16 protein-coding genes and 4 tRNA genes are annotated in these 19,565 nt (G+C 60.6%); 8 read left to right on the forward strand and 12 right to left on the reverse strand.

Annotated features, from left to right (window positions below; genetic code table 11):
• Nucleotides 1–114: 114 nt before the first annotated feature.
• The 4 genes from ACTJKS_RS05030 (at nucleotide 115) to ACTJKS_RS05045 (ending at nucleotide 2,852) form a co-directional block, all read left to right on the forward strand.
• Nucleotides 115–741 (forward strand): DUF1780 domain-containing protein, encoded by a 627-nt coding sequence (locus ACTJKS_RS05030; RefSeq protein WP_003228301.1) that lies wholly within the window; start codon nucleotides 115–117, stop codon nucleotides 739–741.
• A complete protein-coding gene (locus ACTJKS_RS05035; protein WP_108183835.1) occupies nucleotides 738–1,265 on the forward strand; it encodes an MOSC domain-containing protein in 528 nt (175 codons plus the stop codon). The genes ACTJKS_RS05030 and ACTJKS_RS05035 overlap by 4 nt, the downstream gene beginning before the upstream one ends.
• 51 nt (nucleotides 1,266–1,316) lie before the next feature.
• The gene (locus ACTJKS_RS05040) at nucleotides 1,317–1,490 is read left to right on the forward strand and encodes a DUF3094 family protein (protein WP_003228304.1); all 174 of its coding nucleotides are present in this window, start codon (nucleotides 1,317–1,319) and stop codon (nucleotides 1,488–1,490) included.
• Nucleotides 1,491–1,553: 63 nt separating this feature from the next.
• Nucleotides 1,554–2,852, forward strand: a complete 1,299-nt coding sequence (locus ACTJKS_RS05045) for an NAD(P)/FAD-dependent oxidoreductase (protein WP_108183836.1) — start codon at nucleotides 1,554–1,556, stop codon at nucleotides 2,850–2,852.
• Nucleotides 2,853–3,010: 158 nt separating this feature from the next.
• Here the strand turns inward: ACTJKS_RS05045 and ACTJKS_RS05050 are convergent, their stop codons facing one another.
• The 8 genes from ACTJKS_RS05050 to rluD form a co-directional block, all read right to left on the reverse strand.
• Nucleotides 3,011–4,636 carry a methyl-accepting chemotaxis protein gene (locus ACTJKS_RS05050; protein WP_440828801.1) on the reverse strand — a complete coding sequence of 542 codons (1,626 nt, stop codon included), beginning with the start codon at nucleotides 4,634–4,636 and terminating at the stop codon, nucleotides 3,011–3,013.
• Nucleotides 4,637–4,798: 162 nt separating this feature from the next.
• A tRNA-Pro gene (locus ACTJKS_RS05055) sits at nucleotides 4,799–4,875 on the reverse strand.
• Between the two features lie 97 nt (nucleotides 4,876–4,972).
• Nucleotides 4,973–5,048: transfer RNA gene (locus tag ACTJKS_RS05060), tRNA-Lys, on the reverse strand.
• A 5-nt stretch (nucleotides 5,049–5,053) separates the two neighbouring features.
• Nucleotides 5,054–5,130: transfer RNA gene (locus ACTJKS_RS05065), tRNA-Pro, on the reverse strand.
• Nucleotides 5,131–5,139: 9 nt separating this feature from the next.
• Nucleotides 5,140–5,215: transfer RNA gene (locus tag ACTJKS_RS05070), tRNA-Asn, on the reverse strand.
• A gap of 295 nt (nucleotides 5,216–5,510) precedes the next feature.
• Nucleotides 5,511–8,075, reverse strand: a complete 2,565-nt coding sequence (gene clpB, locus ACTJKS_RS05075; RefSeq protein ID WP_108183838.1) for an ATP-dependent chaperone ClpB — start codon at nucleotides 8,073–8,075, stop codon at nucleotides 5,511–5,513.
• A 131-nt stretch (nucleotides 8,076–8,206) separates the two neighbouring features.
• Nucleotides 8,207–8,929 carry a peptidoglycan editing factor PgeF gene (gene pgeF, locus ACTJKS_RS05080; RefSeq protein ID WP_108183839.1) on the reverse strand — a complete coding sequence of 241 codons (723 nt, stop codon included), beginning with the start codon at nucleotides 8,927–8,929 and terminating at the stop codon, nucleotides 8,207–8,209.
• Nucleotides 8,926–9,888: a 23S rRNA pseudouridine(1911/1915/1917) synthase RluD gene (rluD, locus tag ACTJKS_RS05085; RefSeq protein ID WP_047296633.1), complete on the reverse strand. Its 963-nt coding sequence runs from the start codon at nucleotides 9,886–9,888 to the stop codon at nucleotides 8,926–8,928. Before rluD ends, pgeF begins: the two co-directional genes overlap by 4 nt.
• Before the next feature lie 151 nt (nucleotides 9,889–10,039).
• On the opposite strand from rluD, the gene ACTJKS_RS05090 reads away from it, so the two are divergent.
• The 4 genes from ACTJKS_RS05090 to ACTJKS_RS05105 all read left to right on the forward strand — a co-directional run bounded on the left by ACTJKS_RS05090 (nucleotide 10,040) and on the right by ACTJKS_RS05105 (nucleotide 14,343).
• Nucleotides 10,040–11,062, forward strand: a complete 1,023-nt coding sequence (locus ACTJKS_RS05090; RefSeq protein WP_041065336.1) for an outer membrane protein assembly factor BamD — start codon at nucleotides 10,040–10,042, stop codon at nucleotides 11,060–11,062.
• Nucleotides 11,063–11,187: 125 nt separating this feature from the next.
• Nucleotides 11,188–11,421, forward strand: a complete 234-nt coding sequence (locus ACTJKS_RS05095) for a PP0621 family protein (protein ID WP_027612810.1) — start codon at nucleotides 11,188–11,190, stop codon at nucleotides 11,419–11,421.
• On the forward strand, nucleotides 11,411–13,000 hold the full coding sequence (locus ACTJKS_RS05100; protein WP_047296636.1) for a sensor histidine kinase: 1,590 nt from the start codon (nucleotides 11,411–11,413) through the stop codon (nucleotides 12,998–13,000). The genes ACTJKS_RS05095 and ACTJKS_RS05100 overlap by 11 nt, the downstream gene beginning before the upstream one ends.
• A complete protein-coding gene (locus ACTJKS_RS05105; RefSeq protein ID WP_262948096.1) occupies nucleotides 12,997–14,343 on the forward strand; it encodes a sigma-54-dependent transcriptional regulator in 1,347 nt (448 codons plus the stop codon). Before ACTJKS_RS05100 ends, ACTJKS_RS05105 begins: the two co-directional genes overlap by 4 nt.
• 90 nt (nucleotides 14,344–14,433) lie before the next feature.
• On the opposite strand, the gene thiO is transcribed toward ACTJKS_RS05105, so the two are convergent.
• Genes thiO through ACTJKS_RS05125 form a run of 4 tightly spaced genes read right to left on the reverse strand, consistent with a single transcriptional unit; the run spans nucleotide 14,434 to nucleotide 19,565 of the window.
• Nucleotides 14,434–15,534, reverse strand: a complete 1,101-nt coding sequence (gene thiO, locus ACTJKS_RS05110) for a glycine oxidase ThiO (RefSeq protein ID WP_262948097.1) — start codon at nucleotides 15,532–15,534, stop codon at nucleotides 14,434–14,436.
• Nucleotides 15,535–15,592: 58 nt separating this feature from the next.
• Entirely contained in the window at nucleotides 15,593–15,994 is a 402-nt protein-coding gene (locus tag ACTJKS_RS05115; RefSeq protein WP_041065326.1) for a type IV pilin protein, read from the reverse strand.
• Nucleotides 15,995–16,009: 15 nt separating this feature from the next.
• Nucleotides 16,010–19,099 (reverse strand): pilus assembly protein, encoded by a 3,090-nt coding sequence (locus ACTJKS_RS05120; protein WP_262948098.1) that lies wholly within the window; start codon nucleotides 19,097–19,099, stop codon nucleotides 16,010–16,012.
• Nucleotides 19,086–19,565 (reverse strand): pilus assembly PilX family protein, encoded by a 480-nt coding sequence (locus ACTJKS_RS05125; RefSeq protein ID WP_108183843.1) that lies wholly within the window; start codon nucleotides 19,563–19,565, stop codon nucleotides 19,086–19,088. The genes ACTJKS_RS05120 and ACTJKS_RS05125 overlap by 14 nt, the downstream gene beginning before the upstream one ends.

Consider the following 19,565-nt stretch of genomic DNA (forward strand, 5'->3'; position numbering starts at 1 on the left):
TTGGCATTAATGGACGGTTTTCCTCAGTCTACACCGCCCATTGCAACCGCCCACTGACACACATTGCCGCGTGGTGCTTTCAGCTTGTCGCAATTGAACGCTAAGCTTGGGCTTATGGATGACTCAGATTATTTACGCCTGCTGACCATCGCGGCCGAGCAAGCCAACGCGTTCCTGTCCAATGCCCGCAAATGGGAGCGTGAGCGTTGGGTCTGCCAGCGCCTGCTGCAAGGCTTGAACATTCCCTACCGCGCCGATGAGTTTGCCCCTGCTGGCGAGCCGCCGGACGTGCTGTTTCGCGATGCCAATTTCGAAGTGTTTTTCGTGCTCGACGAAGGCCGCCGACTCAACGATGAATGGCGCGACGAACTGCAACGCCGGCGCAGTGCATTTTCCCTCAGCCAACTGGTGCGCCGTGAAGCCAAGCCACGGCGGATCCCGGCCAATGAATTCTTGCTGCGGCTGGCGCCGACCTTGCGCAAAAAAGCGCACAACTACAAGGAACGCGGCATGGATCTGGGCGAACTGGACATCATCGCCTTCGCCAGCCTGAAGCGCGAAGTGCTGGACCTCAACAGCCACTTTCCACCGCCCACCGAGTATCTGCGCCAGGGCTGGCGCTCGCTGTCGCTGGTCGGGCCGACCTTCGCCCGGGTGCTGTTCGCGCATCCTGATGCACCGGATTTCCTGCGCAGCAACCTCGGCCGCAGCATCGTCTTCGATGTCGGGATCAGCCTGTGACGCCGCTGCAGCAGTTGATTGCCGACGTCCCGCAGACCGGGCGCGTGCGCTGGATCGGCGTGCGCCCCGAGTCTCGCGGGCCGATGATCGAACTCGACGCGGTGGAAGCACGACTGGAGGCCGGACTGACTGGCGATCACGCCCGCCCGGGTGTGCGCAACGCACGGCAAGTGACGTTGATCCAGTTCGAACACCTGGCCGTGATCAGCACGTTGATGGGCCGGTCACAGGATCATCCGGTCAAGCCTGAAGACCTGCGGCGCAATCTGGTCATCAGCGGTATCAATCTGTTTAGTCTCAAGGGTCGGCGCTTTCGCATCGGTCAGGCAATATTCGAGACCACTGGCTGGTGTCAGCCCTGCGCGCGCCTGCAAAACAACCTCGGCCCCGGCACCTTTCAAGCGGTGCGCGGGCATGGCGGAATTACCGCCCGGGTGTTACAAAGCGGGATCATCCGCCTCGACGACGGTGTTTCTGTCGAACCGGTTCCGGCCAGTGGCTATGCTGCGTTCAACCCGGGATAAAAACCGCTGTAGCGTCTCCACCTTCAGCAACGTCTACCTGACGAGGCCTTTATGACCAGCCGCCTGAACCCCGAAGACCAGAAGCATGTCGAAGAGTACCTGCAGTTGTCCCAACACCGTGTCGAGCGCCGGCCTTTCCGCCCGTGGATGCTCCTGGTGCTGGTGCTGGCAGTGACCATTGGTCTGGGCTTGCTGAGCCGACTTATCAGTTACCTGACGCTATGAGCTGCCTGGCGCTCGCTCGGGTAACCGCACCGATTTCCTTTAAAAACCTTGCGAGTTATCCCTATGTCCCATCGTATTGTCATTGTCGGCGGCGGCGCCGGCGGTCTGGAGCTGGCTACCCGTCTGGGTAAGACTCTGGGCAAGCGCGGCACGGCCAGCGTGATGCTGGTCGACGCGAACCTGACGCACATCTGGAAACCCCTGCTGCACGAAGTGGCCGCCGGATCGCTGAACTCTTCCGAAGACGAACTCAACTATGTTGCCCAGGCGAAATGGAACCACTTCGAGTTCCAGCTGGGGCGCATGAGCGGGCTTGATCGGGCGCAGAAGAAAATCCAGCTGGCCGCCACCTACGACGAGAACGGCGTGGAACTGGTACCGGCGCGTGAAGTGCCTTACGACACGCTGGTGATCAGCGTCGGCAGCACCACCAACGATTTCGGCACCCAGGGCGCGGCGCAGCACTGCCTGTTCCTCGACACCCGCAAACAGGCCGAGCGTTTCCACCAGCAACTGCTCAACCACTATCTGCGCGCGCATGCCGGACAGACCGATGTGGTCGAGCAGATCAGCGTGGCCATCGTCGGGGCCGGCGCCACGGGTGTCGAGCTGGCGGCAGAGCTGCACAACGCGGCGCATGAACTGGCAGCTTATGGTCTGGACCGGATCAAACCGGAGAACATGCACATCACCCTGATCGAAGCCGGCCCGCGAGTGCTGCCAGCCCTGCCCGAACGCATCAGCGCCCCGGTGCACAAGACCCTGGAGAAACTCGGGGTCAATGTGATGACCAATGCGGCGGTCAGCGAAGTGACCGCCGACAGCCTGATCACCGCCGATGGCAACGTGATCAAGGCCAGCCTGAAAGTCTGGGCCGCGGGGATTCGCGCACCGGGTTTCCTCAAGGACATTGACGGTCTGGAAACCAACCGCATCAATCAGCTGCAAGTGCTGCCGACGTTGCAGACCACCCGCGACGAAAACATTTTCGCCTTCGGTGACTGTGCCGCGTGCCCGCAACCGGGTTCGGATCGCAACGTGCCGCCGCGTGCACAAGCCGCACACCAACAGGCATCGTTGCTGGCCAAGTCGCTGAAGCTGCGTATCGAGGGCAAAACCCTGCCGGAGTACAAGTACACCGACTACGGCTCGCTGATCTCGCTGTCGCGTTTTTCCGCTGTGGGTAACTTGATGGGCAACCTGACCGGCAGCGTGATGCTCGAAGGCTGGCTGGCGCGGATGTTCTACGTGTCGCTGTACCGCATGCACCAGATGGCGCTGTACGGACCGTTCCGCACGGCGATGCTGATGCTGGGCAGCAAGATCGGTCGCGGTACCGAGCCACGCCTGAAACTGCACTAAAACCAAAATTTGTGGGAGCTGGCTTGCCAGCGGTAGCGGTCGCTCAGTCGGCGATGATGTCGACTGATCCGCCGCTATCGCGGGCAAGCCACGCTCCCATATTGTTTTGTGCAGCTCACAAAATCAGCAGGCTCATTCCTGCAATCGATCACCGCTCATCAGAGCTGGAAGCGGCGCACCATGCCTTGCAGTGCGTTGGCCAATTGCGACAGTTCTTGGCTCGACGCACGGGTCTGATCGGCACCCGTCGCCGAACGGACCGACAGGTCGCGAATGTTCACCAGATTACGATCCACTTCCCGCGCGACTTGCGCCTGCTCTTCGGCGGCACTGGCGATCACCAGATTACGCTCATGGATCTCATGCACCGAAGCGGTGATGGTTTCCAGCGCTTCCCCGGCGCGCTCGGCCAATGCCAGTGTGGTCGTGGCCCGTGCAGCGCTGGCCTGCATTGAGTCCAGCGCCAGGCTTGAACCACTGCGCATGCCCTGCACCATCTGCTCGATCTCTTGCGTCGATTGCTGGGTGCGATAGGCCAGCGCCCGCACTTCGTCGGCGACCACCGCAAAACCTCGTCCACTTTCCCCTGCACGGGCCGCCTCGATGGCGGCGTTGAGCGCAAGCAGGTTGGTCTGCTCGGCAATGGCACGGATCACATCCAGCACTTTGCCGATGTCCTGTGACTGGTTGGCCAACGATTGCACCAACTCGCCGGTGTGCTGCACGTCGCTGGCCAGCGCATTGATGGCCGATGCGGTATCACTGACCCGCGCCTGCCCCAGTTGCGCCGACTCACTGGATTGGCGGGTGGCATCGGATGTCGACACGGCATTGCGAGCGACTTCTTCAACGGCCGTGGTCATTTCATTGACCGCCGTCGCCGCCTGTTCGATTTCGTTGTTCTGCTGCTGCAGGCCTTGTGTGCTGTCGAGCGTCACCGCGTTGAGCTCATCGGCAGCGGTGGCCAATTGCGTGGCCGAACCGCTGATGCCTTGCAGCGTTTCCCGCAGGTTCTGCTGCATGCTTGCCAGCGCCTTGAGCAAACGGCTGACTTCATCGTTACCGTGGGTTTCGATCGGTCGGGTCAGGTCGCCTTGGGCCACACTTTCGGCAGCGCTGACGGCCGTGCTCAAAGGACGAATGATGCTGCGGGTGAGCAACATCGCCAGCGCCACGGTGGCCAGCGCCGCCAGCGCGATGAACAGACTGACGATGGTGCGTGAGGTCTGGTAGTGGTCAGCGGATTTCTGGCTCTCCGCAGCAACCTGTTTGGCGAACAGATCCGCCAAGTCATTGAGCTGCTTGCCGGAGCCGTCGACCACGGTCTTCATATCAACCAGCAACAGTTTGGTCAGCTCGTCACGCTTGCCTTGATCGGCCAGGGTGAAGGATTGCGCGATGCCGGTGCGATACGCGGCGAAGGTTTTTTTGAACTGGTCATACAGCTGCTGGCCTTCCGGCGTGGTGACCAGTTTGTCGTAGGCGGCGATCTTCTCGCTCAGCTCCTTGTCGCGGGTATCCATCTGGCTGCGGTAAGTCGCGATGTTCTGCGGATCCTGATCAAGGGCCATGCGCAGGGAAATCGTGCGGATCCGCAACATCAGCTCGCGAATCTCGTCACCGCCGCGAATGCTCGGCAACCACTGGCTCTCTACCGCGACCTCACTGTCACGGATGCTCGACATCTGCCCCAAGGCGAATACCCCAAGCAGCGCCACCAGGACCGCGATCAGGGCAAAACCCAATGCGGCACGGGGAGCAATATTCAACTGACGAAGCAACATGACGAACGCCCTTATTCTTGTATTGGCCAGATTGAAGGGGCGAACAGCGGCAGTCCCCTCTCGTTAGCGGGCTATCGGCAAGTTGTACGATGACTTGAAGGGAATTGTCTTTCGCGAGGACAAAAAAAATCCCCGTATCTTTCGATACGAGGATTTTTAATATGGTCGGGGTAAGGGGATTCGAACTCCTGACATCCTGCTCCCAAAGCAGGCGCGCTACCGGACTGCGCTATACCCCGGTAAAAAAAAGGCGACCTTTCAAAGATCGCCTTCTTCGATCAGCGCTTTTGGCCTCTGATCTTAAGATTCGATCCCAGTGTTACCTGGTTTCAAAAATGGTGGGTCGTGTGGGATTCGAACCTACGACCAATTGGTTAAAAGCCAACTGCTCTACCAACTGAGCTAACGACCCAAAAATGGTCGGGGTAAGGGGATTCGAACTCCTGACATCCTGCTCCCAAAGCAGGCGCGCTACCGGACTGCGCTATACCCCGGCTTGAAATTGGCTCCGTGACCAGGACTCGAACCTGGGACCCAATGATTAACAGTCATTTGCTCTACCGACTGAGCTATCACGGAACTACATATTTCAATTTACAACGGTGAAACTTACAGCTCTTAGACGTCGTTCGCATCGCTGCGTTCGTGTGTCTGAGGCGCGCTATTCTACAACCTAGAACACCTCTGTCAACCCCCTAAATCGCTTTCAAGTTAATGATTTGCAACTTATTTCAGATTTCAGCTCAGTGAGCTGAGATGCTGCGGGTGACTGACTGCGGGGCGCACTTTACAAGCCTTTTCCTTAGAGTTCAACAGCCTAACGAAAAAAAGGCCTCGCAAAGCGAGGCCTTCCTTATTTCACTGGCTTTACCGCTCAGTCGAAAACGATTTCGTCGTTCACGACCTTGCCGGTTGCCGTGTCGCCCGGCAGGAAATGCCCTGACAGGATCAACTGCGCCAACGGGTTTTCGATCCAGCGCTGGATCGCACGTTTGAGCGGACGTGCGCCATACACCGGGTCGTAACCCACGGCAATCAGCTTGTCCATCGCTTCCGGGCTCAGTTCCAGCTTCAGCTCGCGCTCGACCAGACGACTGCGCAGACGGCCCAGCTGGATCTCGGTAATGCCGGCGATCTGATCCCGCGCCAATGGCTCGAAGATCACCACTTCGTCGACCCGGTTGATGAACTCGGGACGGAAGTGACTGGTCAGCGCGTCCATCACCGCTGCACGCTGCGCCTCACGGTCACCGACCAGTTCCTGGATCTGCGACGAGCCGAGGTTCGAGGTCATGACAATCACGGTATTACGGAAATCCACCGTACGTCCGTGGCTGTCGGTCAGGCGTCCATCCTCCAGCACTTGCAGCAGGATGTTGAACACGTCCGGGTGCGCCTTCTCGACCTCATCCAGCAGGATCACCGAGTAAGGCTTGCGACGTACCGCTTCGGTCAGGTAACCGCCCTCCTCGTAACCTACGTAGCCTGGTGGTGCCCCGATCAGCCGCGCCACGGAATGTTTCTCCATGAACTCGGACATGTCGATCCGCACCATTGCCTCTTCCGTGTCGAAGAGGAATTCGGCCAGCGCCTTGCACAGCTCGGTTTTACCGACCCCGGTCGGGCCGAGGAACATGAACGAACCGCTCGGACGATTCGGATCCGCCAGCCCGGCACGCGAGCGCCGTACGGCGTTGGCCACCGCGACCACCGCTTCGTCCTGACCGATCACGCGCTGGTGCAACAGGCTTTCCATCTTCATCAGCTTGTCGCGCTCGCCTTCGAGCATTTTCGACACCGGAATACCGGTCCACTTCGAAACGACTTCGGCGATTTCCTCTTCGGTCACCTTGCTGCGCAGCAACTGGTTCTCGCTCTTGCCGTGCTGGTCGACCATTTGCAGGCTGCGCTCCAGATCCGGGATCACCCCGTACTGCAATTCGGCCATGCGGTTGAGGTCGCCTTTACGGCGCGCGGCTTCCAGTTCCTGACGCGATTGCTCGATCTTTTGCTGAATCTGTGCCGAACCCTGTACCTCGGCTTTTTCCGAGTTCCAGATTTCTTCCAGATCCGAGTACTCACGTTCGAGGCGGACAATTTCTTCCTGGAGTTTTTCCAGGCGCTTCATCGCCGCTTCATCGCTTTCTTTCTTCAGTGCCTGGGATTCAACCTTGAGCTGAATCAACCGACGCTCCAGACGATCGAGCACTTCCGGCTTGGAGTCGATCTCCATGCGGATGCGGCTGGCAGCCTCGTCGATCAGGTCGATGGCCTTGTCCGGCAACTGCCGATCAGTGATGTAGCGATGGCTGAGCTTGGCGGCCGCGATGATCGCACCGTCAGTGATCGCCACCTTATGGTGAACCTCATAACGCTCCTTGAGGCCACGCAGGATGGCGATGGTGTCTTCTTCGCTCGGCTCGTCCACCAGCACTTTCTGGAAGCGCCGTTCGAGGGCGGCATCCTTCTCTATATATTGGCGGTACTCGTTGAGCGTGGTTGCGCCGACGCAATGCAACTCGCCGCGAGCCAATGCCGGTTTGAGCATGTTGCCGGCATCCATCGAGCCTTCGCCCTTACCGGCGCCGACCATGGTGTGCAGCTCGTCGATGAACAGAATGATCTGCCCTTCCTGCTTCGACAGTTCGTTGAGCAGTGCTTTGAGGCGCTCTTCGAACTCACCGCGATACTTGGCACCGGCAATCAGCGCGCCCATGTCCAGCGACAACAGGCGTTTGCCCTTGAGCCCGTCCGGCACTTCGCCGTTGATGATGCGCTGGGCCAGACCTTCGGCAATCGCGGTCTTACCCACACCAGGCTCACCGATCAGCACCGGGTTGTTCTTGGTGCGACGTTGCAGCACCTGAATGGTACGGCGGATTTCGTCGTCACGGCCGATCACCGGATCAAGCTTGCCGTCTTCGGCGCGCTTGGTCAGGTCGACGGTGTATTTGTCCAGTGCCTGACGCGACTCTTCGTGGTTGGCGTCATTCACCGCCTCACCACCGCGCAGGTTGTTGATTGCGTTCTCCAGGGCTTTCTTGCTCACGCCCTGGCCGAGCAGCAGTTTGCCGAGCTTGCTGTTTTCGTCCATCGCGGCGAGCAGCACCAGCTCGCTGGAAATGAACTGGTCGCCCTTCTGCTGGGCCAGACGATCAGCCTGATTGAGCAGGCGCGCCAGATCCTGCGACATGTTGACGTCGCCGGTCGGGTTCTGGATTTTCGGCAATTGATCGAGCTCTTTGGTCAGCTCTTTGCGCAGGCTGTTGACGTCGAAGCCCACTTGCATGAGCAGGGGTTTGATCGAACCACCCTGCTGTTCAAGCATGGCTTGCATCAAGTGCGCCGGCTCGATGGCCGGATGATCGTGGCCAACGGCCAGGGATTGGGCGTCGGACAACGCCAACTGTAATTTGCTGGTTAAACGGTCTATACGCATGGGGTCACCTTCCTTTTGAGCAGGTCGGACCTAAAAACCATCCTGAATAAAGAAACCTGCCAGATACCACTGTAGATGCGGTCGATTCTGGGAGATTCAAGCGTCGGGAGATTGATGTAGATCAGACAAGCTTAGCGGGTGAGCCAGACAAGTGAGGCAAAGCGCCCCGTGCGCGACGCACGGCGGTAAGAAAAGAAGCGCGGATCGGTCACCGTGCAGAAACCGCCACCATAAACCGCCGTGACACCTTTGGCCGCCAGACGCAGGCGCGCCAGCAGATAGATGTCAGCCATGAACTTGCCAGCATTGCGGCTGGGCACGAAGGCGGCTGCCGCTTCCGGCAGTTGCTTGACGAAGACTTCGCGTACTTCCGGGCCGACCTCAAAGGCTTTCGGGCCGATGGCCGGGCCGAGCCAGACCAGCACGTCCGCCGCAGCGGTGTCGAGATGATCGAGGGTGGCTTCCAGTACGCCGGCCGCCAACCCGCGCCAACCGGCGTGAGCCGCCGCGACGCGAGTGCCGGCACGGTTGCAGAACAATGCCGGCAGACAATCTGCGGTCATCGCCGTGCAGGCAATCCCGGGAGTTGCCGTCCAACTGGCATCGGCGGTGGCCACCACGTCCGGCTCAGCATGAGCCACGACAATGCCGTGCACTTGCTGCAACCAGGCAGGCTTTATAGAGAAATGTTCGGTCAGACGCCGACGATTCTCGGCGACTGCGTCCGGGCGATCATCGACATGATCGCCCAGATTGAGGCTGTCAAACGGCGCCTCGCTGACACCTCCCTCGCGGGTGGTGACACAGGCCCTGACGCTGGCCGGCGCAGGCCAGTCCGGCGTCAGCCAGTTCATCCGACGAAGGCCTCGCGATCCTGCTTGAGCAAGGTCAGCAGCCAGACGAAATCTTCCGGCAACGGCGATTCCCAGCTCATGCGTTCACCGGTGGTCGGATGATCCAGCTCAAGGAAACGCGCGTGCAGCGCCTGACGCGGGAAGTGCTTGAGCGACTCGACCATGGTCGGGTTCGCCGCCGGCGGAATGCGGAAACGCCCGCCGTACGCCGGGTCGCCGACCAACGGGAAGTTGATGTGCGCCATGTGCACACGGATCTGGTGGGTCCGGCCGGTTTCCAGCTTGACCCGCACGTGCGTGTGGGACCGGAAACGCTCCAGCACGCGGTAGTGACTGACAGCCGGCTTGCCGCCCTCCATCACCGCCATGCGCTGGCGCTGCTGACCATGGCGACCGATCGGGGCGTTGATCTTGCCCCCGGCGGTCACCACACCGATCACGATGCACTCGTAGATCCGGCTGACGCTGCGGCTCTGCAGCTGGGCAACGAGCTTGGTCTGCGCCTGAATGGTCTTGGCCACCACCATCAGACCGGTGGTGTCCTTGTCCAGCCGATGCACGATACCGGCACGCGGGACATTGATGATGTCCGGCACGTGGTGCAGCAAGGCATTGAGCAAGGTGCCATCGGCGTGGCCGGCAGCCGGGTGCACCACCAGGCCCGCAGGCTTGTTGATCACCAGGATGTCGTCGTCTTCATAGACGATGTCGAGCTCGATGTCCTGGGCGATCCACTCGCCCTGGGCTTCCTGCTCGGCAGTCAGCTCAAGGACGGCACCGCCATGCACGATGTCGCGCGGGCGGATGACCGCCCCGTCCACAGTCAGGCGACCTTCTTTGATCCAGGCGGAAAGGCGCGAGCGTGAGTGCTCAGCGAAGAGTTGGGCGGCGACTTGATCGAGGCGTTGGCCGCCCAAATCGGACGGCACCTCTGCGCGAAGTTCAATTTTATCGGACATGCTCTGACTGGGCGTCGGCACAGCCTTTGGTTTCGGCTGCGCGCTTGTGGTTAAATACGGCGTCTTTTGCCCCGAGGCTTTTCAACGGGGCGCTCATCATAACAGGACGGCCCCGCCCAAGACAGCGGCCGTCATAGGGACGCAAGCCGCCATGCAAGTGAAACACCTGCTGCTGATCGCCATCCTCGCATTGACCGCTGCTTGCTCATCGAAGGAAGTCGTCGACGAAAACCTGAGCGAAGCCGAGCTGTACCAGCAGGCTCAGACCGACCTGGACAACAACAGCTACACCAGCGCCACGGCCAAGCTGAAGGCTCTGGAGTCGCGTTATCCGTTCGGTCGCTACGCGGATCAGGCACAGCTTGAACTGATTTATGCCAACTATAAAAACGCCGAGCCGGAAGCTGCCAAGTCCGCCGCCGAACGTTTTATCCGTTTGCACCCACAGCACCCGAACGTGGACTATGCCTATTACCTCAAGGGCCTGACCTCGTTCGACCAGGACGTCGGCCTGCTGGCGCGCTTCCTGCCGCTGGACATGACCAAGCGTGACCCTGGCGCTGCCCGCGACTCGTACAACGAGTTCGCCCAACTGACCAGCCGCTACCCGAACAGCCGCTACGCGCCGGACGCCAAGCAGCGCATGATCTACCTGCGCAACCTGCTGGCCGCCTACGAAATCCACGTAGCCGACTACTACCTGACCCGTCAGGCCTACGTCGCTGCCGCCAACCGTGGCCGTTATGTAGTGGAAAACTTCCAGGAAACTCCATCGGTCGGCGACGGCCTGGCGGTGATGACCGAGGCTTACCAGCGTCTGCACCTGGACGAACTGGCCGCTACCAGTCTGGAAACCCTGAAACTCAACTACCCGAATCATCCGAGTCTGCAGGACGGTCAGTTCGTGCCATCGGTTGCCGAAGCCGACAACCGCTCGTTCCTGAGCAAGGCGACTTTGGGCCTGATCGAGTCGCGTCCACCGCTGCCGCCGGGAGAAACCCGCGCCAACCAGGACGTGCAGAAACAGTTCCAGGACGCGAAAGACGCGATCCCGAACGAGCTCAAGCCTAAAGACGAAAACGGCGACGTGATCGAGGAAGAGCGTCATGAAGCCGAAGGCAACAACGAAGATCGTTCGTGGTTCAGCTACATGACCTTCGGCGTGTTCGACTGATCACATCGGTTACATGAAAAGGGAGATCTGCGGATCTCCCTTTTTTGTGGCGGCGCGTTAATAGTCTGTGCGCCTGCCGGCTCCTTGGCTAAACTGCCGAATCATTAGCCGAAAAGCCGCCCATCATGCTTCGTTTACTGTTCTGGATTGTCCTGATTTTCGCCGCGGTATGGCTGTGGCGCAAATTCAAGGCGCCCGCCTCGTCTGCTCAATCGCCCCGCGAGCAAGACGCCGCACCGATGGTGCGCTGCGCCCACTGCGGCGTGCATCTGCCCCGCGACCGCGCGCTGAACCTTCAGCAACAATGGTATTGCAGCCAGGCTCATCTTGAGCAAGGCCCGGGTGCCAGTGATCGCTGAGGCCGCCAACGCCGACCGTAAACAGGCGCAGCGCCTGCTGCGCCTTTATCATCTTTACCGTTTGAGTGTCGGCATCACGCTGGTGCTGCTGATCTCCAGCAATATGGACAATCGCCTGCTGACGTCGGCCGACGACGATCTGCTGCGCAGTGGCAGCTGGTTGTATCTGGTGCTGAACATCCTGCTGGTGGTGTTTCTGGAAAATACCCGGCGGCCCTCGCAGTTGTTCAGTCTGGCGCTGGTGGATGTGCTGCTGTTGTGCGGTTTGTTCTACGCGGCGGGCGGGGTGGCCAGCGCGATCGGCAACCTGCTGATTGTCTCGGTGGCGATCAGCAACACCTTGCTGCGCCGGCGCATTGGCCTGCTGATTGCCGCCATCGGCGCACTTGGCATTGTCGGCTCAAGCTTCCTGCTGAGCTTGAGCCATCCCCTGAGCGCCAATGACTATCTGCAAGCCGGAACCTTGGGCGCCTTGTGTTTTGCCGCATCGCTGCTGGTCCAGGGCCTGATCCGGCGCCTGGAAGTCAGCGAAAATCTCGCCGAACAGCGCGCCAGCGAAGTCACCAGCCTTGAAGCCCTCAACGCTCTGATTCTGCAACGCATGCGTACCGGCATTCTGGTGCTCGACGAGCAGCGCCGGGTACAGCTGGCCAACCACAGTGCGAAGACGCTGTTGGCCCAGTCGCATCTTGAAGGCCATTTGATCAGCGACTATTCGCCGGCATTGGTCGAGCGCCTGCAACTGTGGCTGAGCAACCCGACCCTGCGCCCGCAGAGTCTGAAGATTCCCGGCAACGGCCTGGAACTGCAACCGAACTTCATCGCCCTCGATCAGAGCCCCAACCAGCAAACCCTGGTGTTCCTCGAAGATCTGGCGCAAGTCGCGCAGCAGGCCCAGCAACTCAAGCTCGCCGCGCTCGGGCGCCTGACCGCCGGCATCTCCCATGAAATCCGCAATCCACTGGGCGCCATCAGTCACGCCGCGCAGCTGCTGGGCGAGTCCGAGGAACTCGATGGTGCGGATCGGCGTCTGACGCAGATCATTCAAGACCACTCCCAGCGCATGAACCGAGTCATCGAAAACGTCCTGCAACTGTCGCGCCGCCAGCAGAGCGCCCCTCAGCGCCTGGATCTCAAGCCATGGCTGGAGCACTTCGTTGCCGAGAGCCGCGAACAGGCGAGCGAGCGGCAGTCGATTCATTTGCGGATCAATTCCGGGGACTTCATCACGTTGATGGATCCGGATCAGCTCACGCAGATTCTCGACAATCTGTTACGTAACGGCTGGCGCCACAGCGCCCTGCTGCACGAGCAGGCCGAGGTCTGGCTGGCGCTGTTCATCGACCCCGAGAGCCAGCTGGCGGTGCTTGAAGTCCAGGACAATGGCCCCGGTGTGCCGCTTGATCAACAACCGCATCTGTTCGAACCCTTCTTCACCACCAGCAGCCAGGGCACCGGTCTTGGGCTTTATCTGTCCCGTGAGCTGTGCGAAAGCAATCAGGCGCGCCTAGACTTCAAACCACGCCAAGGCGGCGGCTGCTTTCGCATCACCTTTGCTCACGGACGGAAACAAAGTTGAACACGAGCCCACGGCAAAAAATCCTCATCGTCGACGACGAGCCGGATATCCGCGAACTCCTGGAAATCACCCTGGGACGGATGAAACTCGACACCTTCAGTGCTCGCAACCTCGGCGAAGCCCAGGCGCTGTTGCAATGCAATGCGTTCGACCTGTGCCTGACCGACATGCGCCTGCCCGACGGCACGGGGCTGGACCTGGTGCAGCACATCCAGCAACGTCATCCACAACTGCCGGTGGCGATGATCACCGCGTATGGCAGCCTGGAAACCGCGATCAATGCGTTGAAGGCCGGCGCCTTCGACTTCCTCACCAAGCCGGTTGATCTGACGCGCTTGCGTGAACTGGTCAGCACCGCGTTGCGCATGCCGGCGGTGGGCGGCGCCGGCACGTCGATAGATCGGCGCCTGCTCGGCGACTCGCTGCCCATGCGCGATCTGCGCAAACAGATCGACAAGCTGGCGCGCAGTCAGGCGCCGGTCTACATCAGCGGAGAGTCGGGCAGCGGCAAAGAACTGGTCGCACGGCTGATCCACGAACAGGGACCGCGCGCCAGCAAGCCATTTGTGCCGGTCAATTGCGGGGCGATTCCGTCCGAGCTGATGGAAAGCGAGTTTTTCGGCCATCGCAAGGGCAGCTTCACCGGCGCGGTCGAGGACAAACCCGGGCTGTTCCAGGCCGCCCACGGCGGCACCCTGTTTCTCGACGAGGTGGCGGACCTGCCGCTGGCGATGCAGGTCAAACTGCTGCGGGCGATTCAAGAGAAAGCCGTGCGCAGTGTCGGCGGCCAGCAGGAAGCGGTGGTCGATGTGCGCATTCTCTGTGCTACCCACAAGGATCTCGAGGCCGAGGTCGCCGCCGGGCGCTTTCGCCAGGACCTGTATTACCGCTTGAACGTGATCGAACTGCGCGTGCCGTCCCTGCGCGAACGGCGCGATGACATTCAGGTATTGGCTGCGCACATGCTCCAGCGTCTGGCGGCAGGCAGCGGTCGAGCGGCGGCCCGCCTGCACCCACAGGCGCTTGAGGCGCTGAAGAGTTACCGCTTCCCGGGGAATGTGCGAGAGCTGGAAAACGTCCTCGAACGGGCGCACACGCTGTGTGAAAACCAGTTGATAGAGGCGGCAGACTTACGCCTCAGCGAAGGTAATTGCGCGGTCGAGGGCGGCATCGCCGATCTTACCCGGATCGACAACCTTGAGGATTATCTGGAGAACGTCGAGCGCAAGCTGATCCTGCAGGCGTTGGAGGAAACCCGCTGGAATCGCACGGCAGCGGCGCAGCGCTTGAGTCTGTCATTTCGCTCGATGCGCTATCGGCTGAAGAAACTCGGTCTGGATTGATTCGTTAAAAGATCGCAGCCTGCGGCAGCTCCTACAGGAAATGCATTCCAATGCAGGAGCTGCCGCAGGCTGCGATCTTTTGCTTTTGCCTTAAATGCGACCTTCAGGCGCATACGGCGCAGGATCGATAATCGGCGTACGCCCGAGCATCACATCGGCAAACAACTGACACGACGCCGGCGCCAGCACCAGGCCGTTGCGGTAATGCCCGCAGTTCAGCCACAAACCGTCAAACCCCGGCACCCGGCCGATATACGGAATACCCTCCGGCGAGCCCGGGCGCAAACCGGCCCAATGCCCCACCACTTCGGCCTCCGCCAGCGCCGGCAGCAACTCGACTGCCGAAGCCTTGAGGCTCTCCAGCGCGACCTCGGTCGGGGTCTTGTCGAAGCCTTCGTGCTCCAGCGTGCTGCCGATCAGAATGTGCCCGTCGCGACGCGGAATCGCATAACGTCCCTTGGCCAGCACCATGCTCGGCAGGAAATCCGCTGCACACTTGTAGAGAATCATCTGGCCCTTGACCGGCTCGACCGGGAGCGTCAGATCCAATGTCTTGAGCAGATCACCGCTCCATGCCCCGGCCGTCAGCACGATCTGCTCGCCGCGGATCAGGCCCTTGGAGGTCTCGACGCCAATCACTCGCTCGCCTTCGCGAACAAACCCGCTGACTTCGCATTGCTCGTGAATCGTCACGTTCGGTAGCGCCAGCAAAGCGGCTTTCAGCGACTTCACCAGCCGTGGGTTACGCACGTTGGCCACATCGGCCATGTAGATCGCCCGGGCGAACCCGCCACCCAGCACCGGCACCGCGTCGTGCACTGCCGAGATATCCACAGCCCGCAGCGGACGGTTTTCCCGCTCGGCCCAGGCCAGTGCTTCGGTTTCATCTTCCAGATCCAGCCAGTACAGGCCGGTGGTGTGCACTTCGGGATCAACTCCGGTATCGGCAAACAGCCGCTCGCCCAGCTGTGGATAAAAATCCTGTGACCAATGCGCCAGCGCAGTGACGGCCGGGCTGTAGCGCCACGGGTACAGCGGGGAAACGATGCCGCCACCGGCCCAGGACGATTCCTGGCCGACGTTCGAGCGATCCAGCAGCACCACGCTGCGCACTTCGGAGGCGAGGTTGTAGGCGGTCAGCAGGCCAATCACCCCGCCACCGACAATCACCACTTGCTGTTGCCTGGTCATGTTTGATCCAACCGTAATAAAGACAGCGGGCGCAAAGAGGCGCCCGTAAGAAGTTACCTCAGCGGCCCCAGCAATCCTTGGTGGTCAGCCCGGTGGTAGCGTTGTTCATGCTTCTGACGCCGGTGTTGGTCAGGGTGAAATCACCGCACTTGTCGGTCGCCATGGTCGTACCGGCCTTGCGGGTGGCGGTCAGCAGGAAGGTCTGGTCAGCGATCGTCGGGGTGATGGTGTAGAAATCATTGCCCGTGCTCAGACCGGTGATGCCGGTGTAGACGTTGTTTTTGGTGTAAAAGCGCTCGAGGATCTGCGCCTGTTCCGAAAGCAGCGACACCACTTCGGCGCGCCGGCCCTTTTTCAGGTACTCGGTGTAGCTCGGTGCGGCGATGGTGATGATGATCCCGATGATCGCAATCACGATCATGATTTCGATCAGGGTGAAGCCCCGGTTGAATCTGCGCATGCCTCAAACTCTCACTTACTGTATTTGTCGCCACATGATACGACGGCTGCCGCCACCGGGTTTTTCCACCAGCGTGGTCACGGTGCCACTGGAATCGTTGACGATCTTGCGCGTCGCGCCATTGACGATAGCGTTCAGGGTCGGAATCCCGCCGGTGAACACTACGCCACTGGAGATCGTGTCGTTGCTGTCGACCACGCCATCGGAACTGGTGTCGAGCACCGCGTAGTTGAGCATCTTACCGCTGAACGCATCGAGTTCGACCAGTTTGCCGGTACCGAAACTGGCACAAGGGTCCGTGGTGTCGACACTGGCGGTGGTAAACACGATGCGTCCGAGCACCAGACTGGCCTGATTGATCACCCGCTCGCCAGTCAGCACATTGTTGTACACCAAAGGCAGATACCAGCCCTTCTCCCCCGGATAGGTCGTGTCGTTCTGGCTGGTAGTGATGAACTGCCCGGTGCTGCCGGAGAACACGCCGGTCACCGCCTGCGCCTGCAGACTGCTGACCGTCAACTGTCCGGAACCGCCGTCGGCATCCCACACCGAGTAGAACGCCTGCAAATCCTTGTTGGTCTTGTCGGCGGTCTCGTTGAATTTTCCGGTGCCGACGAAGATCTGTTTGCCCCCCAGCGAATTGTCCGCCAGCAGCGGCTGCGCGGTGATCGGCTGAGTCGCCCCGCCCGCCGTGGTGAACAGTGGTTTGCCGGAAAACGCCACGCCCCAGCTGTCGGTCGACGTCGCGCTCAGATCGAATTTCCACAGGTGCCCTTTCAAATCACCGCCATAGGCGGCCTGCACCACGTTCGAAGAATTGACCTTGAGCTTGACCGACGACAGACCATTGGTGGTCTCGGTGCTGTCGATAACGATCTTCCTGATCAACGAACCGTCACGCACATCCAGCACATACAAAGCCGCCACTCCGGAGTTGCTGCCATAACCATTGGCAATGAACGCCGCCCAGCGACCATCGGCCAAGCGTGCCACTTCCGGCCGCGCGTAGGCATAACCCAGATCATTAAATGCGTTGGCTGTGTTCGCTGTGGCGGGTGCGCTGACTTCCCACAAGGCATTGAGCACATTGCCCGCAGACGCGTCGAACAGTTGCAGCGCGTAGAAAGTCTTGCCGCCAGCACCGGTGCCGCCGATGGCCAGGGTTTTCCAGGCGCTGTTGATTTGCGCGTCATACACACCGACCTGACCGTCCACCAGAAACTTGTGGCTGACACCATTGATGTACGCCGGATCGGCAATCAGCCGTAGCGACGACAACACGCTGGACGGCATGTAGGCATAACGTCGAGTGCCGTTGGCCGAGTTGATCACGTTGACGAACCCGTCGTTGGCATTCACCACCAGACTCGAATTCATGTTCGCTGCTTTGGTGGTCAGGTACGTGGTGTAAGTGGTGTCGCCCGACAGGTCGGAGGCGGTTTTATCACTGGGCGAAGCCAGCACCAGTGGCGAGTTGATGATGTCGCCGAGCAATACGCTGCGCACCTTGAGCCCGGTCTTGTTGGTGCCCTTGCTCCACTCCACCAGATCGCTGCCGCTGATGCCGGTGGGCAGGCTCTGACTGAGCGCCGTCTGTTGGGTCGCGGAAAAGTTGCCGTAGGCCAGCGTCACGGCGGCGTTGCTGCTGGTGTTCCACGATTGATAGGTCGGTGCGGTCGCGCCCGGGACGATAGTGGTATCGGTGGTCCACAGGGCCGCCGAGGTGTTCACCGCGCCCGCCGAAGTGAAGCCGAATGACTTGATCGTGCCACGCCAGTCCTTGGGGTCGTAGCTGGTCTGGAAATAACTGGTGCCACTGGCCAGCGTGGTGCCGCTGGTGACTCCCGCGCCGCCGGAACCGGCCTTGGAGGTGATATCGCTCAACGCCGAAGACAACGCGGTGTTGAGACCGGTGCTGTCGGTCGCCTGGTAATAGCGGCCCTGCCCGTAGCTGGCAGCGTCCGAGAGCATGTCGTTGTCGGCGGTAAAACCGACGGTGTAGGTATTCATGTTCTGCTTGGGAAAATCCACCGCGTTCCAGCTTTTGCCGGCAGCGTCGGTCCCCGTCGAACGCATGTCGATGTCGAAGGCGAATTTGGCAATGTCATCCAGATACAGCGTGTCACCCTCGTTATCGCCATTGAGGTTGTTGCCGTCATTGTTGATGCCGTCCCAGTTCGGCAGACGACTGCCACCCAAAGGATCATTGCTCGGGAAGGTGCGGTCGTAAGTCGGCAAACCGTCGGTGATGACCACGCCGTAGTTTTTCTGGCAGCGGTACTGGATCGGACTGGTGTAAGTCGTCGGCGTGCTGTTGTAGTACGGCGCCATGCCGCGCATGTAGCGGGTGATTTCGTAGTAGGTTTCCGCGAGCGGCGTGTTGGCCACGGCACCTAAAGCGTTAATCGAGGAAATCAGCGCGTTGTAGTTGGTGTCGGCCTGCGCCTGGGTCACGCTGCCGGACACCGGAGACAGGTCGCTGATGGAGCGGGCGATGTAGCCACCATTCCCCGGATTGTTGTTGGTGACCGGGTTGAAGGTCGACAGGCCCATGCGCAAGTTACGGTTGCTGGTGACCAGGGCGGTGGACACGTTACGCGCAACGTTGATCCGGTAGTCGTTGGGAATCGCCCCGGTGGTGAAGTCGCGGGTGCCACTGTTGATCGCCAGACTGACCACATAAGAAATGTAATCCCCCGTGTAGCGCGTATTGCCGCCGCCTACCGGATCAGGCAGTTTCAGGCACAGCGGTGCAATGCTGTTGTTGTAGAAGGCGAAGGCGCCGCCGGAACAACCGGATGTCGGCAGGTTCGATAAAAACACCGGATCGCCGGTAATCGCGGGCGCATTCAATGCCGAACACAGGCCAAGGAACGCATTGCACTGCCGGGCCGGGGTGCGCGTGACGTTCGGGTCGAATCCTGCAGCGTAAATGATGCTGTTCATACTGCCGGAATCGTCGATCAGCAACATCACGTTGGGCGGCACCGCCGCTGCGCTCAAGAGTGGCGAATCGGACGGCGTGAACGCATACGCCGGCGCCGCCAGATACAAGCCCAGCAGCATGCCCGTCAACAGTGTCCGGCAGCGCTCAATACTTCGCATAGACACTCTCCACCACACTGCGCGACGTACCGGCAATGCCGACTGCCGTAACCCGATACAGGGTCGCTGACGTGTTGCTCGGCACGTTGACCGCCGTCAGAGTGGTACCGATGTTCTGTACACCATAAAAGCCGTTACCGGCTGCGACCCACGTTACGCCGGAAGTCGAATTGAGCCCCGCCGCACTGACCACCGAGGACTCTGCTGGCGGCGCACACTGCGTGGTATTGGCACACACCGCCAGCGAGTAACTGTCGAGCTGCACCGCACTCTCGCCGATACGCAGCGCAGCCTCGGCGGTCTGGAACGACTGATTGCGCAGGCTGACGCTGCCGGCCATTTTCTCCTGCAGGTTGGCGCTCTGCATCGAGGACAGCCCGATCAAGGTCAACAGCAACAGGAACACCAGACTGACCAGCAGCGCCATTCCGCGCTGGTTTTGCCGCTGGTTGAATGCAACGTTCAT

Source organism: Pseudomonas sp. 22189 (assembly GCF_052045635.1).
In the GTDB taxonomy this organism is placed as follows: domain Bacteria; phylum Pseudomonadota; class Gammaproteobacteria; order Pseudomonadales; family Pseudomonadaceae; genus Aquipseudomonas; species Aquipseudomonas parakoreensis.